Source organism: Niallia oryzisoli, assembly GCF_036670025.1.
Taxonomy (GTDB): domain Bacteria; phylum Bacillota; class Bacilli; order Bacillales; family Cytobacillaceae; genus Bacillus_BD; species Bacillus_BD oryzisoli.
The window spans coordinates 4780001-4798251 of sequence record NZ_CP137640.1; the positions used below are offsets into that span (position 1 = coordinate 4780001).

The window sequence follows — 18251 nt, forward strand, 5'->3', positions numbered from 1 at the left end:
GGGTTGCGCTCGTTGCGGGACTTAACCCAACATCTCACGACACGAGCTGACGACAACCATGCACCACCTGTCACTCTGTCCCCCGAAGGGGAAGGTCCTATCTCTAGGATTGTCAGAGGATGTCAAGACCTGGTAAGGTTCTTCGCGTTGCTTCGAATTAAACCACATGCTCCACCGCTTGTGCGGGTCCCCGTCAATTCCTTTGAGTTTCAGCCTTGCGGCCGTACTCCCCAGGCGGAGTGCTTAATGCGTTTGCTGCAGCACTAAAGGGCGGAAACCCTCTAACACTTAGCACTCATCGTTTACGGCGTGGACTACCAGGGTATCTAATCCTGTTTGCTCCCCACGCTTTCGCGCCTCAGCGTCAGTTACAGACCAAAGAGTCGCCTTCGCCACTGGTGTTCCTCCACATCTCTACGCATTTCACCGCTACACGTGGAATTCCACTCTTCTCTTCTGCACTCAAGTCCCCCAGTTTCCAATGACCCTCCACGGTTGAGCCGTGGGCTTTCACATCAGACTTAAGGAACCGCCTGCGCGCGCTTTACGCCCAATAATTCCGGACAACGCTTGCCACCTACGTATTACCGCGGCTGCTGGCACGTAGTTAGCCGTGGCTTTCTGGTTAGGTACCGTCAAGGTACGAGCAGTTACTCTCGTACTTGTTCTTCCCTAACAACAGAGTTTTACGATCCGAAAACCTTCATCACTCACGCGGCGTTGCTCCGTCAGACTTTCGTCCATTGCGGAAGATTCCCTACTGCTGCCTCCCGTAGGAGTCTGGGCCGTGTCTCAGTCCCAGTGTGGCCGATCACCCTCTCAGGTCGGCTACGCATCGTCGCCTTGGTGAGCCGTTACCTCACCAACTAGCTAATGCGCCGCGGGCCCATCTGTAAGTGACAGCCGAAGCCGCCTTTCAGCTTTCCTACATGAGTAGAAAAGAATTATCCGGTATTAGCTCCGGTTTCCCGAAGTTATCCCAGTCTTACAGGCAGGTTGCCCACGTGTTACTCACCCGTCCGCCGCTAACTTTTGGGAGCAAGCTCCCGCAAATTCGCTCGACTTGCATGTATTAGGCACGCCGCCAGCGTTCGTCCTGAGCCAGGATCAAACTCTCCAATAAGATTGTTTGACTAAGCTCTTAGTTTTGTTGCCATATGGCAACCAGAATTAACGTTGACGTTTTTGTTTGTTTAGTTTTCAAAGAGCAATTTTTCACGCTGCCACAGAAGCGACTTTTCTAAAATACCATACCCTCATACATTAAGTCAACAGTTTTTAAAACTTTTTCATTAATTTAACTATTTCTTGAGGACAGGTATTAATATAACATGAGCAATTAGTATTTGCAATATCTTTAGTTATTTTTCGTTAAAATTCTTCATGAGTACTAAAAAGTCATATTGTTATTCGAATACACATAAGTTCTAGTAACTCTATTCATTTATGAAAGGTGATGAACCATGCTTCAGTATATCGCACTTTACATATCATTCATCATGGCGGTATTTCTATTTATATATGCCTACTTTGAAGGAATTAAAATCGCTGACAGTGACGATAAGGTTTATGGCGGGACATTTATCTTAACAACCGTTTCCGCATTTATCTTTTCTGCATTAACATTTGCATTTTCTTAAAAAAAGACCCTCTTAAAGGGACTTTTTCATTTTATGCAAAATATATTAGGCTCTTTCTTTCATTATATAATACATTTTATTTTAGCATCTGATTTGGTTTCATTTTAATCTTCATTTTCTTCTCATCTACTAGGAAGAACATGATTCCACTAATTACAATCATACCGCCAATTGCTTGAGTCCAATTGATCGTTTCTTGAAATAGAAAATATGCTAAAATAGCCGCCCCTACAGGTTCAAATAAAATGGCCATTGAGATAGTCGAAGTGTTCAGCCATTTTAAGGACCAATTAAATAATGAGTGTCCTAACAAGGTTGGAAAGACAGCTAGAAGAATAAAGTAGAGCCAATCACTTGAAGTATACGGGAACAATGGTTCTCCCTTTATCAAAACATACACAAACAATGTCATAGCACTTATTGAATAGACAACAAATGTGTAGGTAATGATCGATACTCTTTTTCGTACCGTCTGCCCGAACATTAGATAGATTGTTACAAGAGCACAAGCAATCAGTGCCAATAAATCTCCATATAATGCTGTTCCACTAACATAAAAATCACCCCAGCTAATCATGACACTCCCGCATATCGCCAGCACACATGATAAAACTGCTTTTCCCGAAAAAACTTCTTTAAAAAATAAAAAAGAACCGATAAAGGCAAACAACGGCTGCAATGTCACTAATACAGTTGAGCTTGCCACAGAAGTATAGCGCAAGGATTCAAACCATAATATAAAGTGGAAAGCCAGAAAAACACCCGAAATAACAGAAAAGAGCCAATCCTTTTTGGATATATGTTTAAGCTCTGACATATATTTATAAATGAAGAAAGGCAGCATGATAAGGACAGTAAAAAATAAGCGATAAAACGCAATGATGCCTGATGGTGCAGATGCTAATTTTACTAATATTGCTGAAGTCGACACGCTAATAACGCCAACCAGCAAGACAATATATGGATTTATTTTCGGTGTATTCATCTTTTACTCCTTTAAGTACTGATTATTCTAGTAATATAATATTTAATATTATATTTAATATTATATCAACATTATTATTTATGATATATTTTTACTAGAAGTTCAGTTCTGATTAGCTAATCTCAATCAAAATAGACCTAATGAAAAGAGCGATTACTATGATCAATATGGAACTAGATATATTCATAAAATTAGGTATTTCAGCTATTTTAGGCATGATCATCGGTCTGGAAAGAGAGCTAAAACGAAAACCGGTTGGTTTAAAAACCTGCTTGGTTATCTCGATTGTTAGCTGTTTATTAACGATTGTATCGATTGAATCCGCATATAAGTTTCCTCATAATGACCAGATAAACATTACAATGGATCCACTTAGACTCGCAGCCCAAATTGTTTCCGGAATCGGTTTTCTCGGTGCCGGAGTTATTTTACGTAGAGGAAATGACAGCATCTCGGGACTAACAACCGCTGCTCTTATATGGGGGGCTGCCGGAGTAGGAATTGCCGTAGGAGCTGGTTATTACGTAGAGGCACTTGCCGGTGTTGCCCTGTTAATTATCAGTGTAGAAATCATTCCCTTTTTTTTCAGTGTGGTGGGGCCGAGACAATTACGCCAGAAAGAAATTAATATCAATTTGAGAGTTGAAGATAAAAATAAATTCGATTCTATTATAGAATCTTTTGAGCAGCAAAAGATTACCATTAGGAAAATTCATATTGAAGATTTAAAAGGCGGAGAACATGTAATCAGACTTTTGGTCACAGTTGATTTCCGTCGCAATATTACTGATGTGTACTATAAAGTTTCCAGTATTGATGGAGTAATAAGAACGGAGATCGGCGGTCTGCAATAACTTACAATCCCTTTAGTCAACTTTAAATTTCTATACTAAAAAATCACAAAACCTCTTGCAACAACTGCCGTTTCCCGCTATAATTTCATTTGTAACAACCCTTTGGGGGATTAGCTCAGCTGGGAGAGCGCAACGCTGGCAGCGTTGAGGTCAGGGGTTCGAGCCCCCTATTCTCCATCTATATTAGTCAAAAACAGCATCATCTTTCTTATCTGAGAGATGGTACTGTTTTTTTATGCTTGCCTTTGATTTCGAGGACATACGTACCGCTATTTTTGTTAAATAGGAGTTTTCAAGAAGAAAGCAGACATTGATTCCGCTATTGTGGAAAATCACAGCTGTTTCTTGAGGAGTTGCACTTATTTACGGATTGTATGTCCGATAACTTCATCAAAGATAAGAGTCTGATGGAAATAAGGAATCATATATCCGCATAAGGTGTGGTTTAACATCATCTGAGTTTATATGCACGCGAGCGCTGAACACCGCTGGCTACACTTAGAATTTCTAAATCAACCATAGTATGTAAAATGCGTCTTGCATGACGGTCACTTATTCTTAAATGATTAGCAACCTCAAGAGGAGTGATCGGACGAAGTAGGCGGCGTGCAAATCGTACAACCTCTGCTTCAACCCAAGATAATTGTGAAGGTGTATCAGTAGAGATGAATTTCCCAATAAAAGCAAGAATAAGTTGTTGACACCGTTTGGGTTCATCTTTAATCGATAAATAGGCAATTGGTAATATAGTCCATCCATCTAGTGCTAATAAAGAATGTCTCCAACACAAATCCTTAAATCGCTGTACATCAAGATCTCTTGCATGAGGTCCGTATCCCTGAATTTCAATACAGCCTTTTGCATCCTCAGGCCTATAGGCAAGATCTAAGTAACGATAGCCATTGTTGAAATCACGCACCTCCCATTCAGGAAATAAATGATCAAAATTCCCTACAGTAGGGTACCAAATCGAACGGAGAAATTCAACTGTACCATGACCTAGCCCCTTTTCTAGGATCTCACGTCTCCTATGATTTTTCTCTTCGGAAATTTTCTCTTGAAGCCAATGTTCGTATTTTTGTTCGAATTTTAACATTTGTATTCACTTTCCCTTTCGGTTTAATATTTTTACATGAGTAAATAAAAATCCATTTCAATATAAATGTCTAAACCGTAATCCTAATCATGGTGAAGAATGAACTTGAAAATGAAAACCTTAAAACTGACATAAGTGAAATTAGTATGAATTACAATAAAAGAGGTTAGTTAAGTAACGTCGTACTTGGAGCAAGCGCTAAAAGATAAGGTATTGTTGTAGAAAGCGGACATTGGTTCCACTAACGAGGTTAAAGAAGCAAAATTCAAGAGGTGAATGGACATCAATTCCGTTATTAAGGAAAATGTCTCTTATTGTTTGAGGATTTATGCCAAATAAAGAATCATATGTCCTCCTACAACAATAAAATGAGGTTTGCGTGGAAATAAGAGATCCTGTGTCCGCCTAAAAAGTAGAAGGCCAATTCTTTCTTATATATTATACTGAATGAATTTACTTTTAGAAACTATTGTTTTCACGGAAGCGCAGCGCTGGCAGCGTTGAGGTCAGGGGTTCGAGCCCCCTATTCTCCATTTATAGTATTACGACAAAAACCTTGAGAAATCTCAAGGTTTTTTCTTTTTAGAGGCCTGAATGTATTAGATTTAATATATTCCTTAATTCACCGACAGGAACCTGCCCGGGTGCAGAGGCTTTTTTAGCGGCCCCAAATGTTAAAGCAGAGCCAAATACTTCCCCTGCCAAACGGCTGATTACCCCTTTCCCTGCCATCGACATAGTAATAATCGGTCGATCGGCATACTGTTCGTGCATCTCATTAGTAGCTTCTAATAATGTTAAAACATCCGCTGTATTCCTTGGCATTACTGCTATCTTTGGTAAATCACCGTCTAATTTCTGCGCTTTTCGCAAACGAGAAATGATTTCCTCTTTGGCAGGTGTTTTATCGAAATCATGGTTCGATATAATGACAAATACATTATTTTTGTGCGCCACTTCAATCAGCGATTTAATCTCCTGCTCATTTTGAAACAACTCCACATCTACAATGTCAACGAGACCTGTTTGCGAGATTTCTTTGTTCAACCTAAAATAATACTCTGCACTAACTTCCTTTTCGCCGCCTTCTTTCGCACTTCTAAAGGTAAAAATAAGCGGCATGTCCAAAAGAATCTCGCGGATCCTCTTTAAGGCTTCTTTCACTTTTTCAATATCTTCCACATCTTTATAAAAATCAACGCGCCACTCCACAACATCAAGATCGATACTTTTTAGAAGTGCCGCTTCGTCCTCCAGCTGCGCAATCGTTTCACCTACTATCGGTACACATATTTTAGGTACCCCTTCACCAATTGTCATACCCCTGACTACGACTGTTTTTTTCATGCTCTCCAACTCCATCTCTGTTTTTCGGAACTTCATAGTGTTTGTAAAAATAGTACTATTTTCTAATTCTTCACGCAATCAGTCAGTTTCGATTTTTTCATTAAGCTGCTATTAAATTTTGTTTCATTAAATTTTCAAACATTTAAATATTATATATGTTAAAATATGGACAAACACGTAATTAGGAGGCTGTCCCATGGATAAAATCTGCCCAAAATGTAATGTTGAATTTAAAGATGATGATCTAGTAGAATTTGATCTGTCTCATGAGGTGACACACAGTTATTGCTATGATGGAAATCCTGGCCTTATTCTTTCTTCAGGTACCTACAAGGATATAGCTGAACAATTTGATAAAATAACACGTTAATGTAAGTGAAAAAAATTACTCATAACTTAAAAATGAGGTTTCATCTTGAAGCCGCTTATATACTATCTGATATAGAAGCAAACCAGTAATACTGAATATTTTTTTCAATACGAGAAAGTACTAACAAGATCCCTTTTAACTATATTTGAATTACTTAACATGAATTCTATGTTATTATTTCAATGTTATAAGATTTTCTATTTTTTACTGAGAGGCGATCCTAATGTTAGATGCACTTTTAATCGTATTAATGCAATTTGTACTGGTTCCGCTTACTACACTCCGTACGATATTTCTTGTAAAAAGCGAAATTAATATAGCTTCTTTACTAGGCGGAGCAGAGGCTTTAATATATGTGATCAGTTTAGGAATTATCTTTTCCGACCTATCCAATTACTTAAATATGGTTGCATACGCTGTTGGTTATTCAGGAGGAATCATTTTAGGAGGATTATTAGAGAGAAGATTAGCCATTGGATACCGTACTGTGAATGTCAGTTTACTTGACCATGATCATGAATTAATTGATAAGTTGAGAAGCGAAGGTTTTGGCGTTACCATGTTTGAAGGCGAAGGCCGAGAAGGGAATAAAAGATATCGACTTGATATTGTTGTAAAAAGAAGCAGAGAAAAGGAATTAATGAGTATTTTAAACGAAGAAGCACCTAAGGCCTTTGTGGTTGCCTATGAACCAACAAGCTTCAAAGGCGGATATTTAGTCAAAGGCATGAAAAAAGCAGCCATGAAAAAATATTCAAAGAAGCAGCAATGATATATCAAGAAAACAATAAAACTTCATCTCAATTAAAGACAACCGTCTTATACTAAAAATGAACGGCTGCATAGAAGAGAAAAATAATCTTATAATAATGATGGCAATGGCTTTTAAAATGTAAACTTTTGCCTTCACAAATTAGACACTTTTTTCTTTTATTTTTTATTTATTTTTGTCTAGTAACGTATTAAAATACGCTATATAGAAGACATCCTCTGATGGATCAGATCAGAACAGAAAGTAGTACCCGTCAATATCGGGATAAAAAGTAAGGAGAGAATATTAATGAAGTTCCCTAAAAATGTTATTTTAGAATCTGTAGCAGAAAGAAGAAATGATCCTGATTACGGTCTAGAGTTTGTTCAGGAACTTGGAAACGATGATGCCGGTTTTGACGAAATGATTGTAGTTATTTTTAAATATAAAGATAAATACTATTCCGTAGACATCCAACATCTAAATGGAAAGAACAATTATGATGATTGGGCTGATGAAGTAGAATGCCCTGAGGTTGTCCGTAAGGAAGCCGTTCAATACTATTGGGAAGAAGTAAAGCAGGTCGTAAATAATTAAAATCATATATAAAACAAAGACGATACGAAAGCTTTCGTATCGTCTTATTTTTTTCAATAAATCAAGAGACTGTCGAAAGGACTTACTTTCCCCTCCCAACAGTCACAAAGCAATCATCCAGCTTTTTTGATATCCTTATTAACAGAAAGTGTTCCACTTCCAGCATCGTCTTTTTTATAAGCTAGAAAATACAGGAGACTTACAAATACTGCTCCTCCCACTGCATTTCCTAAAAATACTGGAATGATATTAGGTAAAAAATCTGACCATGATAGGTGTCCAGCAAAGATGGCAGCCGGAATCACAAACATATTAGCTACAACGTGTTGAAATCCAATTAAGACAAAAGTCATAACCGGGAACCAGATTCCTAATATTTTACCGGCAATATCCTTTGCCCCATAACATAACCACACAGCAATTCCCACAAGCCAGTTACATCCGACTCCGGAAACCAACGCTACCCAGAATGGATCGTTTACTTTCATTTCAGCCGTGTGAACAGTCTTTTCCAAAAAGGCACCTTCCGTTAACCCAACGAAATGTCCAAAAAAGTATGCAACAAATAATGCACCGAGTAAATTAAATAAAGCGATTAGAAGCCAGTTACGCAGTAATTGGGAAAATTTGATTTTCTTTGCGAAGAATGCCATTGCTACCGCCATCATATTGCCTGTAAGTAATTCCCCACCGCCTATTAAAACTAAAATAAGCCCAACCGGGAACACAGCTGCACCTACAAGCGTTACAAGGCTTCCCCATTCTTGTGGCATTGTTCCGGTTACGCGAATGTATGCTAAATATCCAAGTGAGATAAAAGCTCCGCCTAAAAACCCTAAGACAGCCATTGACAGATACGATGTATCTGCTTTTTCTGTTCCTTTTTTAATAGAAATATCAGCGATTTCCTTAGGACTATAATAACCCATGTATTATCCACCCTTTCGTTGCTTAACCCAACAGAGTGAAATTAACATACTCCTCCTTCTAAAGGCAATGACAAAAGTGTGTCTTTTCACATTCTTGATTTATTACAATTTACATGTTATTTATCTGTAAAAAAAGTGTCAGGCACCGCATTTATCCTGCGGTGCCTGACACTCTTAACATTAAGACTTTAGCATTTTTTCAACATCGGCAAAAATTCGATCTGCCTTTGCCATTCCAATTCTCTCTATTTCGGCTAGTTCACCTTCAACCTTATTTTTCAGCTCGGCATCTTTCATGATCTTCGTATTAATTAAGACATTCAATTTAGCACCTTGGAGGGCAGCTTTGCAAAAAATGACCCCTACCCCAACATCACTAATAGCAATGCGTGTGCCTTTTTTGGCATATTCCTCATGTAGATGGATCGCTTCTAAGCAATTTCTTGCAATGTCAAGCGGTACCATCGTTGCATCCACAAGGGCTGCCTGTAAAACTTCGTCTTTCTTCTTTTTTTCCTCTTCCGTACCTGATGGCATTCCATAGGCTTGTGATAATGGATAAAATACTTCCGCATCCTTACTGACTAAGCTTTTTAGGTTATGAATAATCGCTTCAGACTTTTGCAGAAGCTCAATAATATCCGCTTCAACATCCTTATACTTCTTTTTTCCAACCGTCAGATTGCCAACCATACTTCCCAGCGCCATTCCAAGGGCACCGACATATGCTGAAGCACCGCCGCCTCCAGGGACAGGCGCCTTTGATGATAGCTCCTGAATAAATTCATTGCTGCTTTTTTCTAACAAAGTAACTCCTCCGATCAAATAGTAAGGAAGACAAATCAGCATCTGCCTCCTTTAGAACTTTTATTTATACTGGACTTTGCTCTTAATTCCCATTCGTTATATTTTCACAAGCCTGTACAACATGATTGAGCAAAATCGTTGTGGTAATCAAGCCAATTCCGCCTGTAGCCGGCGTAATGGCTTTTACCTTTTCAAAAACCGAATCATAATCAACATCACCGGCAATTTTCCCAGTGCCGTCATCATTAATTCCGACATCCACAACAATCTGCCCTTCGCTGAAATACTCTTCTGTCATAAATTTGGCTTTGCCAATGGCAGCAACCACTATATCTGCCTTACCGGTCACTGCAGGCATATCCTTCGTTCTCGAGTGACAGATCGTTACAGTTGCATTTTCATCTAAAAGAAGCATCGCAAGCGGCTTGCCAACGACGAGACTCCTGCCCGCAACAACAACACTTGCTCCTTTTAACGGAATGTCATAATGCTTTAACAGTTCAATCACTGCTTTTGGCGTACATGGCGCAAACCCATTGCTGTTCCCTTCAAATACCTTTTCTAGATTTACAGGCGACATGCAATCAATGTCTTTAGCGGGATCAATTAAATTTCGAATTTCTTCCGCGTCAAGCTGCTCTGGAAGCGGCCTGAAAATCATAATTCCATGGACATTTGGGTTATTATTTTCTTCATGGAATACCTTCTTTAGTTCTTCCATAGACACATCTACTCGCAACTCTCTTACCTGGCATTGAATGCCGAGCAGGTCACAGTTTTTTAAGATACTTCTTTCATACCAAATATCGTCCTCACGTTCCCCGACTCTAATTAATAACAATGTGGGCGTAATCTGTTTTTCGCTCAACACCGCTATTCTTGCTTTAATATTTTCTCTTAATGATTCCACAACCGGTTTTCCGGCTAGTTTGATTCCCATAAAATACCTCCTCTGTTTTATGAAAGGCCGATAATGGTTCCATCTTCCGTAATATCCATCCCATTTGCAGCAGGAACCTTCGGCAGACCCGGCATAGTCATAATCGAACCTGTTATTGCGACAATAAACCCTGCTCCTGCATTCACTTTAATCTCTCTAACCGTGATCGTAAATCCGGTTGGAGCACCCAGCAAGGCAGGATTATCAGAGAATGAGTATTGTGTTTTCGCAATACATACCGGCATCTTATCAAGACCCAGCTTTTCAATCTCTTTTATTTGCCGCTTAGCCTGGGCTGTAAACTCAACTCGTTCTGCCCTATAGATTTCAGTTGCAATCGTCGTAATTTTTTCAACAATTGAATGTTCTGTATCATATAGCGGCATATACTGTGATTGTTTTGTTTCACAGACTTCTACCACTTTTTCAGCTAGTTCAATGGCTCCTGCTCCGCCTTTTGCATAAACGTCCGTCAAAATGACGTCTACTCCCTTTTCGCTGCACCTTTCTTTTAATAAATCAATTTCAGCTTCGGTATCGGTAGGAAACTTGTTGATTGCTACCAATGCCGGTACACCAAATTTATTAACATTTTGAAGATGTCTTTCAAGGTTAGCGAAACCTTTGTTTAATGCTGCTACATTTTCATTGTCCAGCTCATCTTTTGCAATGCCGCCATTCATCTTCAAAGCCCGAATCGTAGCCACAACGACTACTGCATTCGGCTTTAACTTAGCAAATCTGCTTTTGATATTGAAGAATTTCTCCGCACCAAGGTCGGCACCAAATCCAGCTTCTGTGACAACATAATCAGCCAATTTTAAACCAATTTTTGTAGCCATAACAGAATTACATCCATGGGCAATGTTAGCAAACGGGCCGCCATGTATAAAGGCTGGCGTATTTTCCAGCGTTTGCACTAAATTTGGTTTAATCGCATCCTTCAATAATAGGGTCATTGCCCCTGTTGCTTTTAGATCACCGGCAGTGACAGCATTTCCATCAAATGTATAAGCCACAACCATTCGAGAAAGCCTTTCCTTTAAATCGCTAAAACTGTTTGCCAAACACAGAATAGCCATCACTTCTGAAGCGACTGTAATATCAAAGCCGCTCTGTCTGATAAATCCATCACCGGTACCGCCAAGCCCAATGATAATATTTCTAAGGGCACGGTCATTCATGTCAAGTACTCGTTTCCAGACAACCCTTTTCGGATTAATGTTTAGGGTATTTCCCTGATGGATGTGATTATCCAGCATGGCTGCAAGTAGATTATGCGCAGAGGTTATGGCATGAAAATCACCTGTAAAATGAAGATTAATATCTTCCATTGGCACCACTTGGGCATAGCCGCCCCCTGCTGCACCACCCTTTATCCCAAATACAGGACCAAGTGATGGTTCTCTTAAAGCTGTAATGGTTTTTTTACCAATTTGATTTAATCCCATCGAAAGTCCGACATTTACCGTTGTCTTTCCTTCCCCTGCTGGAGTGGGATTAATAGCTGTCACAAGGATTAGTTTCCCGTCGGGTTTGTTTTCAAGGCGTTCCAATACACCCAGTGATACTTTGGCTTTATATTTTCCATATAGCTCATATTCCTCATCCGTTATTCCAAGGTATTCTGCTATTTCACTTATTGGTCTTACCGAAGCTTCCTGTGCAATCTGAACATCTGTTTTCATAAAACCTCTCCTCAAGTCTCAATGATTTTATCAAATGTGTGCTAATCAAGTGTCGTACCTTATTATGTACAGTTTTCATGAATAAGGTTATTGAGATTTGCAACAAAAAAAAATTCCTTTAAGGAATAAGGATCGTTACCTGAGCTATACTCAAATATCATATTTATTAGAATTTTATCAAATGTCAATAACGTACTCTACAGTTTCATGAAAAATCGATAAAAATAATAATAATCAGAAAACTTATGTTCCTTTTGTTGAATCCCATCTTCTTTTGATAGCTTTTGTCATATGGCAGGAAAACAATAGTCACAAGAAAGAATATATGTAAAACCAAATTAATTTGCCAGAAAGGAATGGAAAAATGAATAACAGACAATTATTACGAGCTTATTCAATAAAAGAGGTTTCTCAAATCTTAAATATTCCAACTGGAACCATTAGACAATGGGAAAAAGACTTAAACGGGCTCCTCAAGATTCCACGCACACAGCAGGGTGCCCGTTATTATACAGAGCATGAAATTAAAATTTTAAATAAAGTAAAAGAAATGCGGGAGCAAAATGTACCAAAAGGAATGATTCGGACATTATTAGAAAAATATCTAAAGCAAGAATCGGAACCTGCTTCCGATACATTCGAAGTAGCCTTCCAGCCTCAAACAGCACAAGATATCGAACCTGCACCGGAAAATGAACTCGAGCCATCGAATCTAGAAGCCTTTCAAAAAGCGATGGAGACCTTCAAACAGGATTTGTTGAACGAAATCAAACATGAGATTAAGTATGAAATGAAACGTAACAAAAATGATTTACTCGATGATATGAAAAATGAACTTTCAAATTCCTCCCTCGTGACCGTAAAAGAAATTTCAAAGTCAATCCAAAGATCAAATGATAGAAGAAAAGCTGAAGTGGAAGAAATTACAAATGCAATTACGAGAGCTTCAGAAAAGACTTCCGAAACATACGGAACCCTTTCCTATGACATTCTGAAAGGTTCGGAATCAACTTACGAAAGGATTGCGAAACGCATCAATGCCTCTACAAAAATGGCGGAAAGAGAGAATCAGAAGCTGTTTGAGACAGTGTCAAAGAAGGTTAATGAAGCGAAAGATGAAATGAGAAATGTATCTCAATTCTTTGATGTCCAGCAGGATTACTTAATCGAGTCAATCAATGAACTTAAGCAATCACAGGAGGAAGTCCAAAAAAGAGAAGAAATCTTTCAAGAAATGATATCCACCTATCGAGAAGTTGCGGCTTCCAAGAAACAGCAGAAAAAATGGTGGAAGCCTTGGTCGTGATTTAATCATCTAAAACGCTGGGGCTGTTCCAAATAAATACGATTTCTTTGGAACAGCCCCGAAAAAAATTTATGTGATGCACTATTTCTATCCATTCCTAAGATTTTTGATTTTCCCTATCAAAAGTTGCTACAATATTCGTATCTAAGGTACGAGGTGATGTTCATGTGCGGAAGATTTACTCTATCTGCCGATTTTTCAGAAATTATTGATCGTTTTGCCATTGAGGCAGCGATTGAAGAGGAGTTATATGATGCAAGCTACAATATAGCCCCCTCTCACTCTGTTCTATCTGTAATTAATGATGGCAGCCGCAATCGTTTAGGCCATTTAAAATGGGGGTTAATTCCCTCTTGGGCAAAGGACGAGAAAATCGGCTTTAAGCTTATAAATGCACGGGCAGAAACGTTAGCTGAAAAACCAAGTTTTCGTGATGCCTATAAAAAAAGACGTTGTTTAGTTATAGCGGATAGTTTCTATGAATGGAAACGGCAAGATCAAAAGAACAAAGTACCCATGCGAATTAAGTTGAAATCAGATGAACTTTTTGCGATGGCAGGACTGTGGGAACGCTGGAAATCCCCTGAAGGAAAGATGATTTATTCCTGCACCGTCATAACGACTACACCAAATGAAATTGTCAAGGATATTCATGACCGAATGCCTGTCATTCTTAAAAGAGAGGATGAACAAACATGGTTAGATCCTTCCATTCATGACCTACAGGAATTGAATCGATTGTTAAAACCGCTTCCAGAGGAATTTATCGAAACCTATGAGGTCTCAAACTTAGTTAACTCCCCCAAGAATAATTCCCCACAATTAATCCAGAAAATTTGTTAACAGCACGAAGAGGCGGATTCGTAAAAGAACCGCCTCTTTTTTGTTTATAAAAATCTAATCGCCTTACGATCAACTATTGGTAATATATTGATTAAATTTCGATTATTTGATATGCTATTCTCAAATAATAAATAAAGAATTCTTACAAGAAAAAATTATTATAATAGGAGGATTTCACATGCCATTACTGCGATTTGATGTTATTGAAGGAAGAGATAAGGAAACATTAAGAAAATTATTAGATGTAACACATGTGGTAGTTGTAGATGCGTTTCAGGTACCTGTAAGAGACCGCTAACAGATTGTGCATCAGCATCCTGCACATGAATTAATTATTGAGGATACCGGTTTAGGATTCGAGAGAAGTAATGATCTCGTCATTATCAGCATTACCAGCAAAACAAGAACGGAAGAACAAAAACAATATTTTTATCAGCGTTTGGTTGATGAGTTAGAAGCTCAATGCGGGATAAAGCCGACGGATGTCATGATTTCGATTACTGAAAACGGAAATGCGGATTGGAGCTTTGGTCTTGGTGAAGCACAATTTCTAACCGGCAAATTATAATTTTTTTCAAAATAATTTTTGATTTTTGATTTTTTTCATTGATCATACTTTCTATCTTCCCACAAAGATTATGTTCCCCAATTAATTTTTAAAAAAAGCCAAGAGAACCTTCTTCTCTTGGCTTTTTTGCTCAACATAAAGTCTTCATCAGCTTTATTTAATTTACATAAGCTTTACAAAAACTTAGCAGAAGAAATGGACTTTTAGCTCTATAATTAAAATTAGATTTCGACATAATCCAACACAGGTGATATGTAATGCAAAATAAAATGCTTAATCTTATTCACTTTTTTCATTTTTTACACTCAAGATGGAATAACTTTATGAAGAATTTAATAGGCAAAAAGAACTTGAAGTACTCATGGAGAAAGAAAGAATTTACACTTTTTTTCAACCGATCGTATCACTTGAAACAGGTTCCACCATTGGTTTTGAAGTCCTTAACCGACCTGAAACATCATCATCTTTCCCTAATACTGAGCAATTTTATGATTATGTTAGCAGCAGCAGTGAGGTTTTTATGGTTGAACGATTTTTAAGAAACCTTTCATTTGAAAGATTTGCGGAACAAATAAAGACCTCACAAGGGCACAAAGATCATTTGGTCTTCATTAATATACAGTCTCAGGTCTTGGCCGACCCCTCCTATCAAAGCGGTATAACGCTCGAATTATTGGCAAAACATAAGCTCTCCCCTTATCAAATTGTTTTAGAGCTTACTGAGAAGGAGGCAGTTTTAAATAGAGTCCAATTTGAGAAAATGATTGAACACTATCGAAATCAAGGCTTCAGAATTGCTGTTGATGATGCAGGTACTGGCTACAATAGCTTACAAACCCTTGTAAGTGTTAAACCAGAATTTATTAAGTTAGATAAATCGCTTATACGAGATATTGATAAACATTCTGAAAAACAACATATAGTAGAACTTCTTTTGAAATTCGCCCTAAAATCAGATACCACGATTATTGCGGAAGGCATTGAGACCCTTTCAGAGCTTAGATTCTTAAAATGCCTGGGCATTCATTTGGGCCAGGGATATGCACTTGGAAAACCTATGGAACATCTAAAAGATGGATGTATTCCAACAGTAAATCCAGCTTTTCAAAGAAGAATAGTATAAAAACTTTGTCATACCACAAGGTTTTTATACTATCCATTATTTATCCTATTCTTAATAGGCAATATCGCTATTCAGTTAAGGCAAGAAACGTACTTTTCGTTATGTTTTTACATCTTTTTTTTATTTTTGCCGCTTCCCGGCTAAGTTGCTCAATTGATGTAATTGGATATTGTTTATTATGAACGACTGCAATCGAAATGCTTACAAGCGGAACATTATCAAGAATTCCCTGCCTATTAATCCCTTGGACATAACCTCTTTCAATTTCTTCCTCTGTATAAAACCGCATTATGTATCGATCAAAACGAAAGATGATTTCCTTACATAATTCTTCATAATGATAATGGGGAATAACAGCAATAAAATCGTCGCCGCCTATGTGTCCAATAAAAGATGGCTCATTATCCGTAGTTTGAATCGTATCTGAAATAATGACTGCTGTCTCTTTTATAATTTCATCGCCTTCTCTAAATCCGAAAGTATCATTAAAAAATTTAAACGAATCAATATCAATATAGAAAACGCTAAACCTTTTGTAAGTTATAACCTCTTGTAATGTTTCTGCAATTACATTATTGCCTGGTAAACCGCTTAATGGATTGGAGTAGCGGGCAATTCTTATTTGCAGTTCGGATAATTTCATGATTAATTCCCGAATACTAACGGCTCCATACATATGATTCTGCTTTGTGACAATAACAAGGTCATAAAGGTTTTCTTGTTTTCGATTCATTGCCAGCGAACTGACTTCAGTGATTGGAATAGAATAGTCAACAATTAATAATTCATCTCCCATAACAAGGTCAATATGGCGATTCATAAAAAGATCAAATCCGTATTTTGTAGACAACTTTTGAAAAAAGTGTGTTTTCATAACTAATCCAATCGGTTTTTCCTCCGAAACAACAACAATGCCTTCTAAAGCTGTTTTTTCTTCAAACATGGAATATACGTTCTGACATTTAGTTGAAGGATCCACGGTGATACATTCCTTAGCAATATCTCCAATGACTATAGACATTTTGACACCTTCATTTTCATTATTGTTTTAATTCTATTCATTTTCACCTTTTAAACTTATTAAACTACGAATCATAATTAATAAATACATTTCCCGAGGTTCTCTTCAAATAACGATCAACTCTTACTTCTAATTTACTTCAATTATATTAATTAGTTGTAAATATAAGGTAAAATATTAATGGATATTATGATTTTATACCTATTTCTTAAGAACTAAACGAATGCTATTATCTTGACTGCATTTTTTAGTTTAGATAGTCCACTTTCATCACATAAAAAAATTCACCTTCCCAAATACTATATATGAGGTGAATAGATTGAATTTCGCATGGATATTAGGACTTTTACTTGTTTTTCAACAGCAAACACCAGATGAATTGACTATTACTCATGAAAACGTACCTATTATGACGGTCAGCCGTTCTGATTTATCTTCACCTACCCCCGGTATTACTCTTGCGGATATGCAAAAGCTTACTCAGCTTTCAGACCAGCTTGACAGGAATATCCGAAAAGAAGCCGTCGATGCAGTGATTGATGATTCGGGACGTATCGTCCCTGAGCAGGCAGGCATTGAATTGAACAAAAACGCTTTTATGGAGCAGCTTTTATCTTATTTTTATCAACATGGCCCTTCAACAATTGCTGCTCCTACCAGGAGAATTTACCCTCGTGTGGACAGCGAGATTCTTGCCGCAATTAACGACAAAAGAATCGGCCATTATGTCACTTATTTTAACAGTGGAAATAAAGAAAGATCTCATAATATTTATCTTGCTGCAGAAGCGATTGATAATTCCGTCGTGTTTCCTGGTGAAACTTTTTCCTTTAATAAAACTGTCGGCAAGCGGACAAAAGAAAAAGGATATTTATCAGCTCCGATCATTGTGAAAGGCGAGATGGCGGAAGGAATTGGCGGAGGTATTTGTCAGGTTTCCTCTACTCTCTATAATGCCGTTGACCGCTCGGGCATGAAAATATTGGAACGCTATTCGCACAGCAAACGAGTCCGATATGTTCCAGCGGGGCGTGATGCAACAGTCAGCTGGTATGGTCCTGACTTTACGTTTAAAAATGAATATAATGAGCCGATTTTAATTAAAGCAAAGGCCATTCATGGAATGATGGTTGTTCTTGTGTTTTCTTCAGATGAAATCGAGGCAAAACCAAATAGAATTCCTAGTACAGAACATAAGCTTCCTCCTGAAACAAAAATAGCAGATTAGTTTGTTTATCCAATTTTTCACACAGCCCAAACCCCGACAAATTTGAAAACGAATGGTCGGGGTGTTTTTTTGTTCATAATTTTGTGATAACAATCACCGCTAATGAAATATAATTTATGTATAATAAATAAAATAAGTAATACTAGGATCCTAAATGG

General features: G+C 37.8%; 17 protein-coding genes, 1 tRNA gene, 1 rRNA gene and 1 pseudogene (1 of these 20 cut by a window edge). 11 read left to right on the top strand and 9 right to left on the bottom strand.

The window, feature by feature from the left end:
- Positions 1 to 1123: ribosomal RNA gene (locus R4Z09_RS23945) — 16S ribosomal RNA — on the bottom strand; it reaches 427 nt to the left of the window's first position.
- Positions 1124 to 1463: 340 nt separating this feature from the next.
- On the opposite strand from R4Z09_RS23945, the gene R4Z09_RS23950 reads away from it, so the two are divergent.
- Positions 1464 to 1640, top strand: coding sequence for a hypothetical protein (locus tag R4Z09_RS23950; protein WP_338449211.1), 177 nt, complete (start codon positions 1464 to 1466; stop codon positions 1638 to 1640).
- 76 nt (positions 1641 to 1716) lie between these two features.
- Here R4Z09_RS23950 and R4Z09_RS23955 read toward each other — a convergent pair whose 3' ends face one another.
- Positions 1717 to 2625: a DMT family transporter gene (locus R4Z09_RS23955; RefSeq protein WP_338449212.1), complete on the bottom strand. Its 909-nt coding sequence runs from the start codon at positions 2623 to 2625 to the stop codon at positions 1717 to 1719.
- 167 nt (positions 2626 to 2792) lie between these two features.
- Between R4Z09_RS23955 and R4Z09_RS23960 the strand changes: the two genes are divergently transcribed.
- A complete protein-coding gene (locus R4Z09_RS23960) occupies positions 2793 to 3479 on the top strand; it encodes an MgtC/SapB family protein (RefSeq protein ID WP_338453344.1) in 687 nt (228 codons plus the stop codon).
- A gap of 104 nt (positions 3480 to 3583) precedes the next feature.
- Positions 3584 to 3656, top strand: a tRNA-Ala gene (locus R4Z09_RS23965).
- Positions 3657 to 3930: 274 nt separating this feature from the next.
- On the opposite strand, the gene R4Z09_RS23970 is transcribed toward R4Z09_RS23965, so the two are convergent.
- Both R4Z09_RS23970 and aroD read right to left on the bottom strand, forming a co-directional pair.
- Positions 3931 to 4575: a transcriptional regulator gene (locus R4Z09_RS23970; RefSeq protein ID WP_338449213.1), complete on the bottom strand. Its 645-nt coding sequence runs from the start codon at positions 4573 to 4575 to the stop codon at positions 3931 to 3933.
- Positions 4576 to 5157: 582 nt separating this feature from the next.
- Positions 5158 to 5922, bottom strand: a complete 765-nt coding sequence (gene aroD / locus R4Z09_RS23975) for a type I 3-dehydroquinate dehydratase (RefSeq protein ID WP_338449214.1) — start codon at positions 5920 to 5922, stop codon at positions 5158 to 5160.
- Positions 5923 to 6118: 196 nt separating this feature from the next.
- Here aroD and R4Z09_RS23980 point away from each other — a divergent pair, with 196 nt between their 5' ends.
- From R4Z09_RS23980 to R4Z09_RS23990, 3 genes are all read left to right on the top strand, one after another.
- Positions 6119 to 6292, top strand: coding sequence for a hypothetical protein (locus R4Z09_RS23980; protein ID WP_338449215.1), 174 nt, complete (start codon positions 6119 to 6121; stop codon positions 6290 to 6292).
- 223 nt (positions 6293 to 6515) lie between these two features.
- Positions 6516 to 7064 (top strand): DUF2179 domain-containing protein, encoded by a 549-nt coding sequence (locus tag R4Z09_RS23985; protein ID WP_338449216.1) that lies wholly within the window; start codon positions 6516 to 6518, stop codon positions 7062 to 7064.
- A gap of 288 nt (positions 7065 to 7352) precedes the next feature.
- Positions 7353 to 7640: a hypothetical protein gene (locus R4Z09_RS23990; protein ID WP_338449217.1), complete on the top strand. Its 288-nt coding sequence runs from the start codon at positions 7353 to 7355 to the stop codon at positions 7638 to 7640.
- Positions 7641 to 7753: 113 nt separating this feature from the next.
- Here R4Z09_RS23990 and R4Z09_RS23995 read toward each other — a convergent pair whose 3' ends face one another.
- From R4Z09_RS23995 to R4Z09_RS24010, 4 genes are all read right to left on the bottom strand, one after another.
- Complete coding sequence (locus R4Z09_RS23995; RefSeq protein WP_338449218.1) at positions 7754 to 8569, bottom strand: formate/nitrite transporter family protein; 816 nt, start codon at positions 8567 to 8569, stop codon at positions 7754 to 7756.
- Positions 8570 to 8749: 180 nt separating this feature from the next.
- A complete protein-coding gene (locus R4Z09_RS24000; RefSeq protein WP_338449219.1) occupies positions 8750 to 9376 on the bottom strand; it encodes a cyclodeaminase/cyclohydrolase family protein in 627 nt (208 codons plus the stop codon).
- An 82-nt stretch (positions 9377 to 9458) separates the two neighbouring features.
- Positions 9459 to 10316 carry a bifunctional 5,10-methylenetetrahydrofolate dehydrogenase/5,10-methenyltetrahydrofolate cyclohydrolase gene (locus R4Z09_RS24005; RefSeq protein WP_338449220.1) on the bottom strand — a complete coding sequence of 286 codons (858 nt, stop codon included), beginning with the start codon at positions 10314 to 10316 and terminating at the stop codon, positions 9459 to 9461.
- A gap of 17 nt (positions 10317 to 10333) precedes the next feature.
- Positions 10334 to 12004 (bottom strand): formate--tetrahydrofolate ligase, encoded by a 1671-nt coding sequence (locus tag R4Z09_RS24010; protein WP_338449221.1) that lies wholly within the window; start codon positions 12002 to 12004, stop codon positions 10334 to 10336.
- A 364-nt stretch (positions 12005 to 12368) separates the two neighbouring features.
- Between R4Z09_RS24010 and R4Z09_RS24015 the strand changes: the two genes are divergently transcribed.
- From R4Z09_RS24015 to R4Z09_RS24030, 4 genes and pseudogenes are all read left to right on the top strand, one after another.
- Complete coding sequence (locus R4Z09_RS24015) at positions 12369 to 13310, top strand: MerR family transcriptional regulator (RefSeq protein WP_338449222.1); 942 nt, start codon at positions 12369 to 12371, stop codon at positions 13308 to 13310.
- Between the two features lie 165 nt (positions 13311 to 13475).
- Positions 13476 to 14153, top strand: a complete 678-nt coding sequence (locus R4Z09_RS24020; RefSeq protein WP_338449223.1) for an SOS response-associated peptidase — start codon at positions 13476 to 13478, stop codon at positions 14151 to 14153.
- Positions 14154 to 14331: 178 nt separating this feature from the next.
- Positions 14332 to 14721 (top strand): annotated as a pseudogene (locus R4Z09_RS24025) (tautomerase family protein).
- A 361-nt stretch (positions 14722 to 15082) separates the two neighbouring features.
- Positions 15083 to 15844: an EAL domain-containing protein gene (locus tag R4Z09_RS24030; RefSeq protein ID WP_338449224.1), complete on the top strand. Its 762-nt coding sequence runs from the start codon at positions 15083 to 15085 to the stop codon at positions 15842 to 15844.
- Between the two features lie 67 nt (positions 15845 to 15911).
- Here the strand turns inward: R4Z09_RS24030 and R4Z09_RS24035 are convergent, their stop codons facing one another.
- Entirely contained in the window at positions 15912 to 16865 is a 954-nt protein-coding gene (locus R4Z09_RS24035) for a GGDEF domain-containing protein (RefSeq protein WP_338449225.1), read from the bottom strand.
- A gap of 319 nt (positions 16866 to 17184) precedes the next feature.
- On the opposite strand from R4Z09_RS24035, the gene R4Z09_RS24040 reads away from it, so the two are divergent.
- A complete protein-coding gene (locus R4Z09_RS24040) occupies positions 17185 to 18093 on the top strand; it encodes a VanW family protein (protein ID WP_338449226.1) in 909 nt (302 codons plus the stop codon).
- The last annotated feature ends 158 nt before the right edge of the window (positions 18094 to 18251 follow it).

Coding starts and splice junctions, on each gene's coding strand:
- R4Z09_RS23950 (WP_338449211.1), top strand. CDS start 1,464: ATGCTTCAGTATATCGCACTTTACATATCATTCATCATGGCGGTATTT.
- R4Z09_RS23955 (WP_338449212.1), bottom strand. CDS start 2,625: ATGAATACACCGAAAATAAATCCATATATTGTCTTGCTGGTTGGCGTT.
- R4Z09_RS23960 (WP_338453344.1), top strand. CDS start 2,793: ATGGAACTAGATATATTCATAAAATTAGGTATTTCAGCTATTTTAGGC.
- R4Z09_RS23970 (WP_338449213.1), bottom strand. CDS start 4,575: ATGTTAAAATTCGAACAAAAATACGAACATTGGCTTCAAGAGAAAATT.
- aroD (WP_338449214.1), bottom strand. CDS start 5,922: ATGAAAAAAACAGTCGTAGTCAGGGGTATGACAATTGGTGAAGGGGTA.
- R4Z09_RS23980 (WP_338449215.1), top strand. CDS start 6,119: ATGGATAAAATCTGCCCAAAATGTAATGTTGAATTTAAAGATGATGAT.
- R4Z09_RS23985 (WP_338449216.1), top strand. CDS start 6,516: ATGTTAGATGCACTTTTAATCGTATTAATGCAATTTGTACTGGTTCCG.
- R4Z09_RS23990 (WP_338449217.1), top strand. CDS start 7,353: ATGAAGTTCCCTAAAAATGTTATTTTAGAATCTGTAGCAGAAAGAAGA.
- R4Z09_RS23995 (WP_338449218.1), bottom strand. CDS start 8,569: ATGGGTTATTATAGTCCTAAGGAAATCGCTGATATTTCTATTAAAAAA.
- R4Z09_RS24005 (WP_338449220.1), bottom strand. CDS start 10,316: ATGGGAATCAAACTAGCCGGAAAACCGGTTGTGGAATCATTAAGAGAA.
- R4Z09_RS24010 (WP_338449221.1), bottom strand. CDS start 12,004: ATGAAAACAGATGTTCAGATTGCACAGGAAGCTTCGGTAAGACCAATA.
- R4Z09_RS24015 (WP_338449222.1), top strand. CDS start 12,369: ATGAATAACAGACAATTATTACGAGCTTATTCAATAAAAGAGGTTTCT.
- R4Z09_RS24020 (WP_338449223.1), top strand. CDS start 13,476: ATGTGCGGAAGATTTACTCTATCTGCCGATTTTTCAGAAATTATTGAT.
- R4Z09_RS24030 (WP_338449224.1), top strand. CDS start 15,083: ATGGAGAAAGAAAGAATTTACACTTTTTTTCAACCGATCGTATCACTT.
- R4Z09_RS24035 (WP_338449225.1), bottom strand. CDS start 16,865: ATGTCTATAGTCATTGGAGATATTGCTAAGGAATGTATCACCGTGGAT.